The 14,863-nt window shown below is 62.8% G+C and carries 16 protein-coding genes and 1 pseudogene; 10 read left to right on the forward strand and 7 right to left on the reverse strand.

The genetic code is table 11. The annotated features are described in order from the left end of the window. Positions 1–7 precede the first annotated feature (7 nt). From CSQ95_RS07285 to mmsB, 4 genes and pseudogenes are all read left to right on the forward strand, one after another. A complete protein-coding gene (locus CSQ95_RS07285; protein WP_099409013.1) occupies positions 8–1,168 on the forward strand; it encodes an acyl-CoA dehydrogenase family protein in 1,161 nt (386 codons plus the stop codon). Next, positions 1,165–1,950 (forward strand): enoyl-CoA hydratase, encoded by a 786-nt coding sequence (locus tag CSQ95_RS07290; protein ID WP_099409014.1) that lies wholly within the window; start codon positions 1,165–1,167, stop codon positions 1,948–1,950. The genes CSQ95_RS07285 and CSQ95_RS07290 overlap by 4 nt, the downstream gene beginning before the upstream one ends. Beyond that, positions 1,943–3,070, forward strand: a complete 1,128-nt coding sequence (locus CSQ95_RS07295; RefSeq protein ID WP_099409015.1) for an enoyl-CoA hydratase/isomerase family protein — start codon at positions 1,943–1,945, stop codon at positions 3,068–3,070. The genes CSQ95_RS07290 and CSQ95_RS07295 overlap by 8 nt, the downstream gene beginning before the upstream one ends. A gap of 14 nt (positions 3,071–3,084) precedes the next feature. After that, a pseudogene (mmsB, locus tag CSQ95_RS07300) lies at positions 3,085–3,993 on the forward strand (3-hydroxyisobutyrate dehydrogenase); the annotation flags it as partial. Between the two features lie 186 nt (positions 3,994–4,179). Here the strand turns inward: mmsB and CSQ95_RS07305 are convergent. Together CSQ95_RS07305 and CSQ95_RS07310 are read right to left on the reverse strand one after the other, a co-directional pair. Then, positions 4,180–4,761, reverse strand: a complete 582-nt coding sequence (locus tag CSQ95_RS07305; protein WP_099409017.1) for a hypothetical protein — start codon at positions 4,759–4,761, stop codon at positions 4,180–4,182. A 41-nt stretch (positions 4,762–4,802) separates the two neighbouring features. Then, positions 4,803–5,402: a hypothetical protein gene (locus tag CSQ95_RS07310; protein WP_070220540.1), complete on the reverse strand. Its 600-nt coding sequence runs from the start codon at positions 5,400–5,402 to the stop codon at positions 4,803–4,805. Positions 5,403–5,648: 246 nt separating this feature from the next. Between CSQ95_RS07310 and CSQ95_RS07315 the strand changes: the two genes are divergently transcribed. Both CSQ95_RS07315 and hrcA read left to right on the forward strand, forming a co-directional pair. Then, positions 5,649–6,374, forward strand: a complete 726-nt coding sequence (locus tag CSQ95_RS07315; RefSeq protein ID WP_180278987.1) for an HAD family hydrolase — start codon at positions 5,649–5,651, stop codon at positions 6,372–6,374. 117 nt (positions 6,375–6,491) lie between these two features. After that, positions 6,492–7,508, forward strand: coding sequence for a heat-inducible transcriptional repressor HrcA (hrcA, locus tag CSQ95_RS07320; RefSeq protein WP_035822689.1), 1,017 nt, complete (start codon positions 6,492–6,494; stop codon positions 7,506–7,508). Positions 7,509–7,559: 51 nt separating this feature from the next. On the opposite strand, the gene fur is transcribed toward hrcA, so the two are convergent. Beyond that, positions 7,560–7,991, reverse strand: coding sequence for a ferric iron uptake transcriptional regulator (gene fur, locus CSQ95_RS07325; protein ID WP_034745717.1), 432 nt, complete (start codon positions 7,989–7,991; stop codon positions 7,560–7,562). 196 nt (positions 7,992–8,187) lie between these two features. Between fur and CSQ95_RS07330 the strand changes: the two genes are divergently transcribed. The 3 genes from CSQ95_RS07330 to CSQ95_RS07340 are packed head-to-tail and all read left to right on the forward strand — an operon-like array spanning position 8,188 to position 9,993. Beyond that, positions 8,188–8,829 (forward strand): outer membrane protein assembly factor BamE, encoded by a 642-nt coding sequence (locus tag CSQ95_RS07330; RefSeq protein WP_070220536.1) that lies wholly within the window; start codon positions 8,188–8,190, stop codon positions 8,827–8,829. Between the two features lie 19 nt (positions 8,830–8,848). Further along, positions 8,849–9,658 (forward strand): 4-hydroxy-tetrahydrodipicolinate reductase, encoded by an 810-nt coding sequence (dapB, locus tag CSQ95_RS07335; RefSeq protein WP_099409019.1) that lies wholly within the window; start codon positions 8,849–8,851, stop codon positions 9,656–9,658. 8 nt (positions 9,659–9,666) lie between these two features. Next, positions 9,667–9,993 carry a barstar family protein gene (locus tag CSQ95_RS07340; protein ID WP_099409020.1) on the forward strand — a complete coding sequence of 109 codons (327 nt, stop codon included), beginning with the start codon at positions 9,667–9,669 and terminating at the stop codon, positions 9,991–9,993. 113 nt (positions 9,994–10,106) lie between these two features. Here CSQ95_RS07340 and CSQ95_RS07345 read toward each other — a convergent pair whose 3' ends face one another. Together CSQ95_RS07345 and CSQ95_RS07350 are read right to left on the reverse strand one after the other, a co-directional pair. After that, a complete protein-coding gene (locus CSQ95_RS07345) occupies positions 10,107–11,354 on the reverse strand; it encodes a CaiB/BaiF CoA-transferase family protein (protein WP_099409021.1) in 1,248 nt (415 codons plus the stop codon). Continuing rightward, positions 11,354–12,535, reverse strand: coding sequence for an acyl-CoA dehydrogenase (locus CSQ95_RS07350; RefSeq protein WP_070220528.1), 1,182 nt, complete (start codon positions 12,533–12,535; stop codon positions 11,354–11,356). The genes CSQ95_RS07345 and CSQ95_RS07350 overlap by 1 nt, the downstream gene beginning before the upstream one ends. Before the next feature lie 159 nt (positions 12,536–12,694). On the opposite strand from CSQ95_RS07350, the gene CSQ95_RS07355 reads away from it, so the two are divergent. Next, the gene (locus tag CSQ95_RS07355) at positions 12,695–13,591 is read left to right on the forward strand and encodes a LysR substrate-binding domain-containing protein (protein WP_180278988.1); all 897 of its coding nucleotides are present in this window, start codon (positions 12,695–12,697) and stop codon (positions 13,589–13,591) included. Here the strand turns inward: CSQ95_RS07355 and CSQ95_RS07360 are convergent. Both CSQ95_RS07360 and CSQ95_RS07365 read right to left on the reverse strand, forming a co-directional pair. Then, on the reverse strand, positions 13,588–13,953 hold the full coding sequence (locus CSQ95_RS07360) for a VOC family protein (protein WP_070220761.1): 366 nt from the start codon (positions 13,951–13,953) through the stop codon (positions 13,588–13,590). The genes CSQ95_RS07355 and CSQ95_RS07360 overlap by 4 nt on opposite strands. Positions 13,954–14,044: 91 nt before the next feature. Then, positions 14,045–14,833 carry a DUF6597 domain-containing transcriptional factor gene (locus CSQ95_RS07365; RefSeq protein ID WP_257217977.1) on the reverse strand — a complete coding sequence of 263 codons (789 nt, stop codon included), beginning with the start codon at positions 14,831–14,833 and terminating at the stop codon, positions 14,045–14,047. Positions 14,834–14,863: the final 30 nt, after the last annotated feature.

Consider the following 14,863-nt stretch of genomic DNA (forward strand, 5'->3'; position numbering starts at 1 on the left):
AGCTGCCATGGACTTTGAACTGAGCGACGAGCAGCGCGAGTTCCAGCAGGCGGCGCGTGCGTTTGCCGAAGGCGAACTGGCGCCGCACGCGGCGCATTGGGATGCGGAATCGATCTTCCCCGTGGACACCATCGCCAAGGCGGGCGAGATGGGCTTTTGCGGCCTGTACACGCCGCAGCGCTGGGGCGGCCTGGGCCTCTCCCGCCAGGATGCGGCCATCGTGTTTGAAGAGCTGGCCGGCGGCTGCACTTCGACCACGGCCTACATCACGATCCACAATATGGCCACCTGGATGCTGTCGCGCTGGGGCCAGGAAGCCCTGTGCGACGAGTGGGTGCCGGCCCTGGCCGCCGGCCAGAAGCTGGCCAGCTATTGCCTGACGGAACCGCAGTCAGGATCGGATGCGGCGTCCTTGCGCACGAAAGCCGTCAAGGAGGGCGACTTTTATGTGCTGGACGGTACGAAAGCGTTTATCTCGGGCGCGGGCCAGACGGACATGCTGATCGTCATGGCGCGCACGGGCGGCGAGGGCGCGGCCGGTATTTCCGCCTTTGCCGTGCCGGCGAATCTGCCCGGCATCGTGTATGGCAAGAAAGAAGAAAAGATGGGCTGGAACAGCCAACCCACGCGCATCATCAGCTTCGACCAGGTGAAAGTGCCTGTCGGTAACTTGCTGGGCGCGGAAGGTGAAGGCTTTGCCATTGCCATGAAGGGCATCGACGGCGGGCGCATCAATATCGCCGTGTGCTCGGTGGGCACGGCGCAGGCGGCCTTGACGCGGGCGCAAGCGTACATGAAGGAGCGCACGCAGTTCGGCCGCGAGCTGGCCCAGTTCCAGGCCTTGCAATTCAAGCTGGCCGACATGCTGACGGAACTGGTGGCGGCGCGCCAGATGGTGCGCCTGGCTGCCTGGAAGCTGGACCAGGAAAGCCCGGACGCCACGGCGTATTGCGCCATGGCAAAGCGTTTCGCCACGGACGTGGGTTTCAATGTGGCCAACGATGCGCTGCAATTGCATGGCGGCTACGGCTACATCCGCGAGTACCCGCTCGAGCGCCACGTGCGCGACACGCGCGTGCACCAGATCCTGGAAGGGACGAATGAAATCATGCGCCTGATCGTCGCGCGAGCGATTTTGAAAGACGGCGCCACGGAGACCTTACGATGAGCAAAGTGTATACAAATTTACTGCTGGAACGCCGTGGCCACACGGCCCTGGTGACTCTCGACAACCCGCCCGCCCACACGTGGACCCTGGCCAGCCTGAACGCTCTGAAAGAGCTGGTGGCCGACCTGAACGCCGATCCCGACGTGTACGCGCTCGTGATCACGGGCGGCGGCGCCAAGTTCTTCTCGGCCGGCGCCGACCTGAACGTGTTTGCCGACGGTAACAAGGACACGGCATTCGCCATGGCCGCCGCGTTTGGCGAGGCGTTCGAGGCATTGTCCGCGTTTCGCGGCGTCAGCATCGCCGCCATCAATGGCTATGCCATGGGCGGCGGTCTTGAATGCGCGCTCGCGTGCGACATCCGCATCGCCGAGGAACACGCGCAGATGGCCTTGCCGGAAGCCTCGGTCGGCCTGCTGCCATGCGCGGGCGGCACGCAGCACTTGCCGTGGCTGGTGGGCGAAGGCTGGGCCAAGCGCATGATTTTATGCGGCGAGAGAGTCGATGCGGCCAAGGCCCTGGCCATCGGCCTCGTCGAGGAAGTTGTTCCAACCGGCAAGGCTGCCGCCACGGCGTTGGCCCTGGCTGCCAAAGTGGCGCGCCAGAGCCCGAGCAGCGTGACGGCATGCAAGACCCTGATCCAGGGCGCGCGCAGCCATCCGCTCGTCGATTCCCTGCCCGATGAACGCACCCTGTTCCTGGGCCTGTTTGATACGCAAGACCAGAAAGAGGGCGTGCAAGCGTTCCTGGAAAAACGTCCGGCGGAGTGGAAGAATGGTTGAGACTTTGCTTGAAACCGTGAAAATCGAGGAGCGCGACTGTCCCGGCGGCATGAAGCTGGGCGTCATCACCCTCGATGCGCCCAAATCCCTGCACGCGCTGACCCTGGACATGATCCGCGCCATCGACGGCGCCCTCGTGCGCTGGGCCGCTGACGACGCCGTCGCCTGCGTGGTGCTGCACTCGTCGACCGACAAGGCCTTTTGCGCGGGCGGCGACGTGCGCAGCCTGCGTTCGGCCGTGGTGGAACAGCCCGGTGTCGTGCCGAATCCGCAGGCGCTGGCCTTCTTTGCCGAGGAATACCGGCTCGACCACCGCATCCATACCTATGTGAAACCGCTGCTGGTGTGGGGCGGCGGCATCGTCATGGGCGGCGGCCTGGGCCTGATGGCGGGCGCCAGCCACCGCGTCGTGACGGAAAGCACGCGCATCGCCATGCCGGAAATCACGATCGGCCTGTTCCCCGACGTGGGCGGCAGCTGGTTCCTGGGCCGCATGCCGGGGCGCAGCGGCCTGTTCCTGGGTTTGACGGGCGCGCCCTTGAACGCGGCCGACGCCCTGTTTGCGGGCCTGGGCGACTATTTCCTGCGCCAGGAAGAGCGGAACATGGTGCTCGACGCGCTGGCGCTGGCGCAATGGCAAGCCAGTCCGCAGGCGAACAGCGAGCAGTTGGACCGCCTGCTGCGCGGCTTCTCGGCTCCCGCATCCATGCTGCCCGTCTCCGAAGTGCGCGCCAACTTCGACGCCATCGCCGCGCTGACGCAAGCGCCCACCTTGGCCGAAGTGGTGGCCGCCATTGCCGCGTATGACGGCGATTCGGTCTGGCTGCAAAAGGCGGCCCACTCGCTGGACAAGGGCGCGCCCACTTCGGCCGCGCTGGTCTGGGCCATGCGTGTACGCACGCGCCACATGAGCCTGGCGCAAGTGTTTCAGCTAGAACTGATCGTTGCCGTGCAATGTTGCGCCCATGCAGACTTCAGCGAAGGCGTGCGCGCCTTGCTGATCGACAAGGACAACGCGCCGCAGTGGCAGCCGGCCAGCCTGGCCGAGGTCAGCGAGAAGTATCTCAATGAATATTTCACGGCGCCATGGGATAGCCATCCTTTGCGCGACCTGCATTAAAAGAACAACAGGAGACACATATGCAACATATCGCTTTCATCGGCCTGGGCAACATGGGCGCGCCGATGGCCCGCAACCTGGTGGCCGCCGGCTTCCACGTGTCCGTGTTCGACCTGGCGCCGGCGGCTGTGGCGTCGCTGGTCGAGGCGGGCGCCACGGCGGCCGCATCCGCAAGCGCAGCCGTGCAGACGGCGGACGCCGTCATCACCATGCTGCCAGCCAACAAGCACGTGCAGGAACTGTATCTGGCGGCAGGCGGCGTGCTCGATTCGGCCAAGCCCGGTGCCCTGTTCATCGACTGCAGCACCATCGCCGCCGACGTGGCGCGGCAAGTGGCGCAGGCGGCCAGCGAACGCGGTTTTGCCATGATCGATGCGCCCGTCTCGGGCGGCACGGCGGGCGCGGCGGCCGGCACCCTGACCTTCATCGTCGGCGGCAGCGAGGCGGCCTTGCAGCAGGCGCGTCCCCTGCTGGAAAAGATGGGCAAGAACATCTTCCATGCGGGCGAGGCGGGCGCGGGCCAGGTGGCGAAGATTTGCAACAACATGCTGCTGGGCATACTGATGGCGGGGACGGCCGAGGCGCTGAACCTGGGCGTGGCGCATGGCCTCGATCCGAAAGTCTTGTCCGACATCATGGCCAAGAGTTCGGGGCGCAACTGGACCCTGGAAGTGTACAACCCGTGGCCCGGCGTCATGGACGGCACGCCCGCGTCGCGCAATTACACGGGCGGCTTCGGCACGGCGCTGATGCTGAAGGACCTGGGCCTGGCGCAGCAGTCGGCCCTGTCGGCGAACGCGCCCACGCCCTTGGGCGGGCTGGTGCGCCAGCTGTACCAGATGCATGCGCAAGCCGGCTATGCGCAGCAGGATTTCTCCAGCATCGTGCAGATGCTGCAGCCGGGCTTGGATAAACCCGCCTGAGGAATTTTGGACAAAAAAAAGCCCGCTGGTGAAAGCGGGCTAAATCCAATTCTTGGAAGAGTTGGAGGAGACAGATGCATTATGCTGCATCGCCACATATAACTCCAATTTATCTTTCGAATATCAAATATATATTTTCGTGATATCTCTTCCTGGCAGCCGCGTCGCGGCTGCCAGCGCCACGTCTTAGCCTGGATTGCAGGCGATCTGCACGGTGGTCACGTTTGCTTCACCCATCACACCGACGCCCGTGTTGGGTGCCACGGTGCATTTCAAGCCGGTTGGCTGGGTAAATACGCTGATGCCATACTTGTCGCCATCGGCAACAGGCGACGCCAGGGTGAAGGTCGTGCTGCCTTTGGCCACCGTGGTTTGCGCATTGCCGTTGATCAGGATCAGGCCGTCGGCGGTCAGGCCAGTCACCGTGCCGCCTACCGTGTACGCGTTTCGCGCACAGGAAACCGATGCCTGGATACTGACGTAGTGACCGGCCGAGCCGGTTCCGCCACTGACGGTGCAAGTCATGTGGGCTGGCTGGGTCTGCACGGTGATGTTGTAGTCGGTGCCATAGTCGATGCGCTTGGCAAAGGTAAACGAGGTCTGGCCGGCTTTAATCGGGAGCGGATCGCCGCCATTGGCCAGGACCAGGCCTTCGGTGTTCAAGTTGCTGACGGTGCCACTGACATCATACGAGGCCTTGCCGCCGCAAGCAGCCAATCCCAGGGTCAACAGCAGCGCGGCGATAGGGCGCAGGCAGGATAACTTCATGTATTTCTCCAATCCAATATAGTGGTGACGAATCGCGTGGCTTACTGCGCCGTGCAGTTCAGTGCGGCGCCGGTCGTGGCGGCTGAGCCCATGGTGCCGACGACATCGCGGCCGTTGGCGCTGGCAGAACCCACGAAACTGCACGTCTGGCCCGTTGGATACGTCGCGATGGAAATATTGTAGGCAATGCCGTCATTGACATTCGGGAACGTATAGCTGGTGCTGCCTTTCAGCGGGCTGGTGGTGATATTGCCGATGGCCAGGGTCAAACCGTCGGCGGTCAGGCCCGTGATCGTGCCGCTCAGCGGGTAGGTATTGGTCACGCAAATCACCTGGGCCGTGGTCACGGTATAGCTCGATGCCTTGCCGGCGCCATTGGTAATCGTGCACACGGCGCCTTTTGGCTGTTGCGCGATGGTGATATCGTAGCGGTCATCGGTGCTGACCAGCTTGGTGAAAACAAAGGAAGTCTGGCCTGAGGTGACAGGCAGGCGTTCGCCGTCATTCAGCAGAATCAGGCCATCTTTTGCCAGATTGACGACTTGGCCGCTCAGATACAGATTGCCGCCGCTGCCGCCGCAGGCCGCCAATGTGACGGCGCAAGCCGCCGCCAGCATCGAGCGCAGGTACAAATTTTTCATACATTCTCCAAAACGAATTAGGTTGGGTAGCGCAACGCGGACGCTGGCGCCGCATTGGAATGGCGCCTATTTTAGTCTATCTGGCAAGCCGGATGATCTTGCCTTGTATCACCCTGTAACAATTTTTCGCCGGGAAGCGCCGGCCCGGCCCCATTTCATGGGGGCGCCGCCATGCCGGCGGCGGCGATCGGTGCGACAATAGCTGCGGGCTGCGCACAGTGACGCGGCATCTATATAGTGAGTTCCATGTCTCTTGCCCCTGTAAAACCTGCCGTGCCGCCCAAGGCCATCCTGTTCGACCTCGACGATACCTTGTGGCCCATCGCGCCCGTGATTGCCGCCGCCGAAACCCTGCTGCACGACTGGCTGGCCACGCATGCGCCCAAGGTGGCGCAGCAGTTTTCCATCGAGCTGTTGCGCCAGCACCGTCTGGCCATGCTCAATGAACAACCGCATTTCCATGGCAATTTGATCGAGCTGCGCCGCGCGGGCTTGCTGACCGCCTTCGAGGCCGCCGGCGAAGATCCCGCCCTGGTCGACGGCGCCATCGCGCAATTCCTGGCGGCGCGCCATCGCGTGCAGCCGTATGACGATGTCTTGCCCGGCCTGGCCTGGATGGGGCAGCGCATACTGGTCGGCTCGATCTCGAATGGCAATGCGGACCTTGAAATTATCGGCCTGGCGCAGCATTTTAAAGTGTCGATTGCCGCCAGCGATTTCGGCGTCGCCAAGCCTGACGCCAGCATCTTCCTGGCCGGTTGCGCCGCGCTGGGCGTGGCGCCGCATGAGGCCGTGTATGTCGGCGATGACTTGTATTTCGATGTCACGGGGGCGCAAGGGGCGGGCATGCGTGCCGTGTGGATGAACCGCAAGGGCAGCGATGCCCATCTGGCCGCCGGCGTGCAGCCCGACGCCATCTGCGCCAACTTTGATGAATTGCTGCTGTGGCTGCGGGGGCAACTGGAAGATTGATCGCCGCTGGCCAGGCGAACGTGCATAATAGGCGCTGTTGATGCACGTTCGGCCGCTTTCGTTGCCGCTTGCTTAATAATATGCTTGTTTAAAGAATATTTGCTTACCTAAGACACCATGCAACTCGATACACGTGCCCAAACACTGCTGAAAGCCCTGGTCGAGCGATATATCGCCGACGGCCTGCCGGTCGGTTCGCGCGCCTTGTCGAAAATTTCCGGCCTCGACCTGTCGCCGGCCACGATCCGCAACATCATGGCCGACCTGGAAGAGCTCGGTTATGTGTCCAGTCCGCATACCTCGGCCGGACGCATCCCCACGCCGCGTGGCTACCGCATCTTTGTCGACACCTTGCTGACCGTCCGGCACCTGGACGAGCACATGGTGGAGTCGCGCATGCGCCTGCAGACGCCGCAGCCGCAAAAAACCATCGCCAACGCGGCGCAGATGCTGTCGTCGCTGTCGCAGTTCGCCGGCGTCGTGCTCAGCCCGCGCCGCGAATCCGTGTTCCAGCAAATCGAATTCCTGCGCCTGTCCGAAAAACGCATCCTGCTCGTCATCGTCGCTCCCGGCGGCGACGTGCAGAACCGTTTATTGCTGACGGAGGCCGACTATACGCCGGCGCAACTGGTGCAATCGGCCAATTACATCAACCAGAATTATGGCGGCCTGTCGTTCGACGCCGTGCGCGTGCGCCTGCAAGGCGAGCTGCGCCAGTTGCGCGACGACATGGGCAGTTTGATGCAGGCGGCCGTGGAGGCGGGCAGCGAAGCGATGGCCGATCATAGCGATGACATGGTGATTTCCGGCGAGCGCAACCTGCTCAGCGTGAGCGATCTGTCATCGAATATGCATTCGCTGCGCCAGATGTTCGACATGTTCGAGCAAAAGACGGGCTTGATGCAGCTGCTCGACGTGTCGAGCAAGGCGACGGGCGTGCAGATTTTCATCGGCGGCGAATCGAATCTGGTGCCGATGGATGAGATGAGCGTGGTGACGGCGCCGTATGAAGTCAACGGCAAGATCGTGGGAACGTTGGGAGTGATCGGACCGACGCGCATGGCTTACGAGCGCGTCATCCCGATCGTCGATATCACCGCTAAATTACTGTCGAGCGCGCTCAGCCATCATTGATGCGGTTCAATGCTGCGCCGGCCGGCCCCTTGCGGGAACGGCCGGCGTGGGTCAGGCTGTTTTGTGCGGGCAAGCTGTCTTGGTGCAGTTGCCGTAGATGGCCAGAGCGTGTTCGGCGATCTTGAAGCCGCGCTCTTCGGCCACTTTTTGCTGGCGGATTTCGATTTCTTCGTCGAAGAATTCTTCGACCCGGCCGCAATCGAGGCACACCAGATGGTCGTGGTGGGAGCCTTCGTTGAGTTCGAAAATCGCCTTGCCGGTTTCAAAATGGTTGCGGTTAAGCAAGCCGGCTTGTTCGAATTGTGTGAGAACACGGTAGACAGTTGCCAAGCCGACATCCATATTGTCGGCCAGCAGAATCTTGTAGACGTCTTCCGCGGTCAGGTGGCGTACCGGGCTACTCTGGAAGATATCGAGTATCTTCAGCCGTGGCAGGGTGGCTTTCAGGCCGCTTGCCTTGAGATCACTAGGATTGTTACTCATGTTTGTTGCTCGTATGTGGGTCAGGTGCTTTATCATATAGCGTTTTGTCGGGGAGTGCCAAAATATGCATTTTTTTGGCGGGCCGGTCACTCCTGGCGTTTTGTTCATCCAATTGAGGTCATTTATGCGCGTAACCCCGGCTGTATTGCCATCTCTCTGGCACCGTATTTCATTTCGAGCACCAGTCGTGGCAGGCATGGTCTGTGTCGCGCTGGCCGTGTCCGGCTGCGCCAACCGTGGCATTCTTGGCGAAAAGCCGGCAGCTGCTCAAAAAGAAGGCAAGGAACTGGTTCCCGAACAGGGCGCACAAACGACCACCATTACGCCGCTGCAAAAATTCATGTGGTTTTTCTCGCCCTACCGTCCTGACATTCAACAAGGCAACTTTGTCTCCGAAGAGATGCTGGCCCAGTTGAAAGTAGGCATGACGCGTGACCAGGTGCGTTTCGTCCTCGGCACTTCGCTGCTGACCGATATCTTCCATGCCGACCGCTGGGATTATCCATTCCGCCTGGCGCGGGGCAGTGGTGAAACCACCAGCAGCCGCGTGGTCGTGTACTTCGGCAAGGATGGCAAGGTTGAACGTTTCGAAGGCGGCAACTTGCCGACGGAGAAAGAATATATCGACCGCATCGCCGGTCCGTCGCCATTTGCCAAGGTCGCCAAGGCCGACGTGCCTGCCGCCGTCGTGCCATCGCCCGTGGCGCCAAGCGCCGTGCCGGTACCGGCCGATGCCGCTCCTGCCATTCCTGTGAGCAAGCCTGACGTTGCACCAGCACCAGCAACGGCGCCTGCCGCCGAGCCAGCACCGACGCCTGCCGCCGAACCCACCAAATAAGTTGTTGTAAGAGAATAAAATGACTGAACTTAAAATCGCCATCGCTGGCGCCAGCGGCCGCATGGGCCATATCCTGATCGAAGCGGTCAGCAACGCGCCCGACGCCTTGCTGGCCGGCGCCCTCGACCGCGCAGGCTCGCCGTCCGTCGGCCAGGATGCCGCCGCCTTTCTCGGCAAGCCTGCCGGTGTGCTGATCGAGTCGGACCTTGCCACCGGCCTGGCCAATGCCGATTACCTGATCGACTTCACGCGCCCCGAAGGCACTTTGCAGCACCTGGCGTATTGCGCCGAGCATGGCATCAAGATGATCATCGGCACCACCGGTTTTGATGACGCGGGCAAGGCCGCCATTGCCGCCGCCGCCGAAAAGACGGCCATCATGTTCGCGCCGAACATGAGCGTGGGCGTGAATGTCACCATGAAGCTGCTGGAACTGGCCGCGAAAAGCCTGTCCGAAGGCTACGACATCGAAATCATCGAAGCGCATCACCGCTTCAAGGTCGATGCGCCGTCGGGCACGGCCCTGCAAATGGGTGAAGTGGTGGCCGGCGCCCTAGGCCGCGACCTGAAGGAATGCGCCGTGTACGGCCGCGAAGGCGTGACGGGCGAACGCGATCCGTCGACCATCGGCTTTGCCACCATCCGCGGCGGCGATATCGTCGGCGACCATACGGTGCTGTTTGCCGGCATCGGCGAGCGCATCGAGATCAGCCACAAATCGAGCAGCCGCGTCACCTACGCCCACGGCGCCCTGCGCGCCGCGCGTTTCCTGGCCGATAAGCCGACGGGCCTGTTCGACATGCAGGATGTGCTGTCGCTGAAGAACTGAGGAGTACCATGGCCACTGCCCTCCTGAATGGAAAAGACATCACCGATGAAGCGAGTTTTCACGCGCAATGCGTGCAAGCCTTCGGTTTCCCCGAGTTCTACGGCAACAGCATGGATGCCTGGGTCGATTGCCTCAGCTACCTGCGCGACGATGAAAACATGACGCAGTTCCGTTTGAAACCGAACGAAGTGCTGGACATCGTGGTGCAGGACGCTGACGCGATGAAGGCGCAAGTGCCTGATTTGCTGGAAGAAATCACGTTTTGCATCGCCGGCATCAATGAGCGCTATGACGATTACGGTGAAAAACCGGCATTGAAACTGGTACTCAAGTGAATGGAATCGTAGGTCGGATTAGGCCCTGCGGGCCGTAATCCGACAACATTGTTGGCTGTGCAAGTCGGACTGCGCGCAAGCGCTAATCCGACCTACGTCCAGACGACCAACATTTACACCACCTTGCGCTCACGCAAGCCGTCAATCTCCGCACCGTCCAATCCCAGCCACTGCTGCAATACCTCGTCCGTATGCTGCCCCAGCAAGGGCGGCGGCAAGCGGTATTGCACCGGCGAGCCGGACAGGCGCACGGGATTGGCCACCAGCGCCACCGTGCCCGCCGTCGGATGCGGCATCTCCACTTTCAAGCCACGCGCCACCACTTGCGGGTCGGCAAAGACCTGGTCGATGCGGTTGACGGGGCCGCACGGCACGGCTTGCGCCTCGAACGCGCTGATCCACTCTGCCGTCGTGCGCATGACCGTGGTCTGGCGCATCAACGGTATCAACACCGTCCGGTGCGCCACGCGCTGCGGGTTGGTGGCGAAGCGTTCGTCCTGCGCCCATTCCGGGTGGCCGGCGACGGCGCAAAAACGCGAAAACTGTCCATCGTTGCCGATCGCCAGAATCATGTCGCCATCGGCCGTGGGAAAGTCTTGATACGGAACAATGTTCGGATGCGCGTTGCCCATGCGCTGCGGCACCTTGCCCCCGCACAAGTAGTTGGCGGCCTGGTTGCCCAGCGCGGCCACTTGCACGTCGAGCAGGGCCAGGTCGATATGCTGGCCCAGGCCCGAGCGCTCGCGTTCGGCCAATGCGGCCTGCACGGCGATGGTGGCGTACAGGCCCGTCAGGATGTCCGTTTGCGCCACACCCACTTTTTGCGGTCCGGCGCCCGGCTGGCCATCGGGCACGCCCGTGATGCTCATCAAGCCGCCCATGCCCTGGATTAAGAAGTCATAGCCGGCGCGCGCCGCATACGGCCCATCCTGGCCGAAACCCGTGATGGAGCAGTACACGAGGCGCGGGTTGAGCGCCAACAAGCTCGCCGCATCGAGGCCGTATTGCTTCAAACCGTCCAGTTTGAAATTTTCCAGCAGCACGTCCGATTCGGCGGCCAGCTTGCGCACCAGGGCTTGCCCTTCAGGGGCAGCCAGGTCGATGCACAAGGAGCGCTTGTTGCGGTTGGCGCACTGGAAGTAGGCGGCCTCGGCCGTATCGCGGCCGTCCGCGTCCTTCAGATACGGCGGACCCCAGGAGCGCGTGTCGTCGCCGCGTCCCGGCTGCTCGACCTTGACGACGTCGGCGCCGAGGTCGGCCAGCATTTGCCCGGCCCAGGGGCCGGCCAGCACGCGCGACAGGTCGAGCACGCGCAAGCCGCTCAACGGCGCGGGCCGCAGGGTGGAAGCCAGGGCGTCCATCAGTTGCTGAAGGCGGCGATGCCGGTGATGGCGCGGCCGATGATCAGCGCGTGCACATCGTGCGTGCCTTCATAGGTGTTCACCACTTCCAGGTTGACCAGGTGGCGGATCACGCCGAACTCGTCGGAAATGCCGTTGCCGCCCATCATGTCGCGCGCCATACGGGCGATGTCCAGTGCCTTGCCGCAGCTGTTGCGTTTCATGATGGACGTGATTTCCACTGCCGGCGAGCCTTCATCCTTCATGCGGCCCAGGCGCAAGCAGCCTTGCAAGCCCATGGTGATTTCCGTCAGCATGTCGGCCAGTTTCTTTTGCACCAGCTGGTTCGCAGCCAATGGGCGGCCGAATTGCTGGCGGTCCATCGTGTACTGGCGCGCCTTCAGGTAGCAGTCTTCGGCCGCGCCCAGCGCGCCCCAGGCGATGCCGTAGCGGGCACTGTTCAGGCAAGTAAATGGACCTTTCAGGCCGCGCACGTCGGGGAAGGCGTTTTCTTCCGGGCAAAATACTTCATCCATGACGATTTCGCCGGTGATGCTGGTGCGCAAGCCCACCTTGCCGTGGATTTCCGGCGCCGACAGGCCTTTCCAGCCTTTTTCCAGCACGAAGCCGCGGATCGCGCCTTCATCGTCCTTGGCCCAGACGACGAACACGTCGGCGATCGGGCTGTTGGTGATCCACATCTTGGCGCCGGAGATACTGTAGCCGCCCGGTACCTTGCGCGCGCGCGTGACCATGCTGCCCGGGTCGGAACCATGGTTCGGTTCCGTCAGGCCGAAGCAGCCGATGAATTCGCCCGTCGCCAGTTTCGGCAGGTATTTCTGCTTGGTTTCTTCGTTGCCGAAGGCATTGATCGGCACCATCACCAGCGACGATTGCACGCTCATCATCGAGCGGTAGCCCGAATCGACGCGCTCGACTTCGCGCGCGGCCAGGCCGTAGCAGACGTAGTTCAGGCCGGCGCCGCCGTATTCTTCGGGTATCGTCGTGCCCAGCAAGCCCAGCTCGCCCATTTCGCGGAAGATGGCCGCGTCTGTGCGGCCATGGCGGAACGATTCAAGCACGCGCGGCACCAGGCTGCCCTGGCAATAGTCGCGGGCCGCTTCCAGCACGGCGCGTTCGTCGCCCGTCAGTTGTTCTTCCAGCAGCAGGGGGGAATTCCAGTCGAATACGGTTTTGCTCATCACAGGCCTCGCAGGTGAGCGCCGGTGATCGGCGCAAGATTGAATATGGCTCATGGTAGGTTTTTGCCTAGCCTTGCGCAAACGATTTTTTTGCACCCAGACATGCGTGATGCGCATATCTTGCGGCATACTGGAGCCTTTCACCGGCCCGATATCCCCATGTCACGCAAAATTCCCATGCTGCAAGCGCTAAATTGTTTCGAAGCGGCCGCGCGCCACCAGAGCTACACGCATGCGGCGCGCGAACTGTCGCTGACGCAAAGCGCCGTGTCGCGGCAGATATCCTCCCTGGAAAGCTTTCTTGGCGTGCAACTGTTCCAGCGCACGCGCCATGGCGTGCTGCTGACCAGCGCCGGTGCCGCATATGCGCGGCAGATCGCGGCCCGCCTCGATGGCCTGGAGCGCGACACGCTTGACACCATGGCGCGCCAGGGCGGCGGCGGGGCGCTGCAGCTCGCGTCCGTGCCCACGTTTGCCACGCGCTGGCTGATGCCGCGGCTGTCGTCGCTGGCCGGTTTGCACTCCGATATCGTCGTGCATATCGATGCCTATACAAAACCGTTCATGTTTGCCGATACGGAATACGATGGCGCCTTGTACGCGGGCACGCCCGAGCAGCTGGCGCGCTGGCCCGGCACGCGCGCCACCTTGCTCATGCACGAAGAAATCGTGCCCGTCGCCAGCCCGCGCCTGTTGGCGGCGCGCAGCGCCTGGCAGCCGCAGGATTTATTGGAGCTGACCTTGTTGCAGCAAAGTACGCGCCCGGGCGCCTGGCGCCAGTGGTTTGACGCGATGCAGGTCGATGGGGAACTGGCGCGCTACGGCGCCCGCTACGAGTTGTTTTCCATGCTGGCCATGGCGGCCGTGCAGGGGCAGGGCGTGGTCTTGCTGCCCCGTATGCTGGTCGAAGCGGAACTGGCGCGCGGCGAGCTGCGCATCGCATGCGAGCGCCCACTGCGCGGCCAGCGCGCGTATTACCTGATCACGCCTGAGGCGGCACATGAAAAACTGGCCTTGCAGCAGTTCCGCGTATGGCTGCAAGACGAGGCGGCCTAGACGACCTTGGCCGTATCGAAGTGGGGATTGTCGATCAGGCCGATCTGGTTGCCGAAGGGGTCGAGCAATTCCACCGTGCGGATGCCGTCGCCCACGTCCGTGATCGGATGGTGCAGGCTGCCACCCAGCGCCACGATGCGTTCGACTTCCTGCTCGATGCCATCCACGCCCCAGTACGTCACGCTGCCCTGCGTGCCAGGCTGGCCGTCCGGCAGCAGGCCCAGCTCGAAGCCGCCGATGGCAAAGCCGACATAGAACGGCTGGTCGAAATACGGTGCCGTGCCGAATACCTGGCTGTACCAGGCTTTGGCCTTGTCCAGGTCGGGGACGGGATAGGTGACGGTGCGCAAGCCCTTGATCATGTTCTGCTCCTGTTGATTGAAATAGTCGGTGAAATACCTGGCACCATCATGCCACCGGCACCTTCCGCGCGATTGGAAAAATGGAAGGTGCTCACGCGCGCCGGCCCGCCAACCACGCGTCGGGCGAGCTGCGGGCGAATTCCTGGAAGTCGTGGATCAGGTGCGACTGGTCGAAATAACCATATTGCAAGGCCACCTGCGCCCAGTCCTGCTGTCCCGCCACGCTTTGCATGGCCTGGCTGGCGGCGCGGAAACGGCAGATGCGGGCAAACAGCTTCGGGCTGATGCCCACTTGCTGGCGAAATTGCAGCGCCAGGTGCTGGCGCGACACGCCCAGCTGCTGCGCCAGTCCATCCACGCGCACCTGCCCCGATGCCGCCTCAATGGCCGCGATGGCATGTTCGGCCGCGCCGGCCTGGCGCCGTGGCGGCGCGGCGCGCAGGCGCAGCAGCAGATATTCTTGCAAAATAGAAACCCTTTGTGCATTGCTCAAGGGCTCGCACCATAGCGCGTCGCCGAGGCGCGCCGCCAGCTCGCGGCCCCACAGCTGCTGCAGTCCCGTGCGGCCATCGCTCAGTTCGCACAAGGGCAGCTGGAAGAAGCGTGCCGCCGCGCCCGGCTTGAAGCGGGCCGCCACCGTCTGCACCAGACCCTGGCTGACGACGGCAATCGGCGCCGTCATCATGCCGACGGCAAAGCTGGCGTCCTGCTGGTCCTGGCACAGAATATCGATGCAATTGTCGGGCAAGACCTGGTGCGTGAAGGGCGTGGCGCCCGTCTGCACGCGGCAGGTCCAGACGCAGTCCAGCCAGGGCCGCAGGGCGGGGAGGGGCAGATATTCCTGATAGACGATCATGGCCGGCTTTGATGCAAAGAACAAGATTGCGCATATATTACACAGCATAATTGT

Source organism: Janthinobacterium sp. BJB304 (genome assembly GCF_002735765.1).
GTDB lineage: Bacteria > Pseudomonadota > Gammaproteobacteria > Burkholderiales > Burkholderiaceae_D > Janthinobacterium.

What these genes read in the sequence shown, in the direction of transcription:
- CSQ95_RS07290 (WP_099409014.1), top strand. Translation starts at nt 1,165, where the DNA reads ATGAGCAAAGTGTATACAAATTTACTGCTGGAACGCCGTGGCCACACG.
- CSQ95_RS07285 (WP_099409013.1), top strand. Translation starts at nt 8, where the DNA reads ATGGACTTTGAACTGAGCGACGAGCAGCGCGAGTTCCAGCAGGCGGCG.
- dapB (WP_099409019.1), top strand. Translation starts at nt 8,849, where the DNA reads ATGACTGAACTTAAAATCGCCATCGCTGGCGCCAGCGGCCGCATGGGC.
- CSQ95_RS07350 (WP_070220528.1), bottom strand. Translation starts at nt 12,535, where the DNA reads ATGAGCAAAACCGTATTCGACTGGAATTCCCCCCTGCTGCTGGAAGAA.
- CSQ95_RS07330 (WP_070220536.1), top strand. Translation starts at nt 8,188, where the DNA reads ATGGTCTGTGTCGCGCTGGCCGTGTCCGGCTGCGCCAACCGTGGCATT.
- hrcA (WP_035822689.1), top strand. Translation starts at nt 6,492, where the DNA reads ATGCAACTCGATACACGTGCCCAAACACTGCTGAAAGCCCTGGTCGAG.
- CSQ95_RS07355 (WP_180278988.1), top strand. Translation starts at nt 12,695, where the DNA reads ATGTCACGCAAAATTCCCATGCTGCAAGCGCTAAATTGTTTCGAAGCG.
- CSQ95_RS07310 (WP_070220540.1), bottom strand. Translation starts at nt 5,402, where the DNA reads ATGAAAAATTTGTACCTGCGCTCGATGCTGGCGGCGGCTTGCGCCGTC.
- CSQ95_RS07295 (WP_099409015.1), top strand. Translation starts at nt 1,943, where the DNA reads ATGGTTGAGACTTTGCTTGAAACCGTGAAAATCGAGGAGCGCGACTGT.
- CSQ95_RS07340 (WP_099409020.1), top strand. Translation starts at nt 9,667, where the DNA reads ATGGCCACTGCCCTCCTGAATGGAAAAGACATCACCGATGAAGCGAGT.
- CSQ95_RS07360 (WP_070220761.1), bottom strand. Translation starts at nt 13,953, where the DNA reads ATGATCAAGGGCTTGCGCACCGTCACCTATCCCGTCCCCGACCTGGAC.
- CSQ95_RS07315 (WP_180278987.1), top strand. Translation starts at nt 5,649, where the DNA reads ATGTCTCTTGCCCCTGTAAAACCTGCCGTGCCGCCCAAGGCCATCCTG.
- CSQ95_RS07345 (WP_099409021.1), bottom strand. Translation starts at nt 11,354, where the DNA reads ATGGACGCCCTGGCTTCCACCCTGCGGCCCGCGCCGTTGAGCGGCTTG.
- fur (WP_034745717.1), bottom strand. Translation starts at nt 7,991, where the DNA reads ATGAGTAACAATCCTAGTGATCTCAAGGCAAGCGGCCTGAAAGCCACC.
- CSQ95_RS07305 (WP_099409017.1), bottom strand. Translation starts at nt 4,761, where the DNA reads ATGAAGTTATCCTGCCTGCGCCCTATCGCCGCGCTGCTGTTGACCCTG.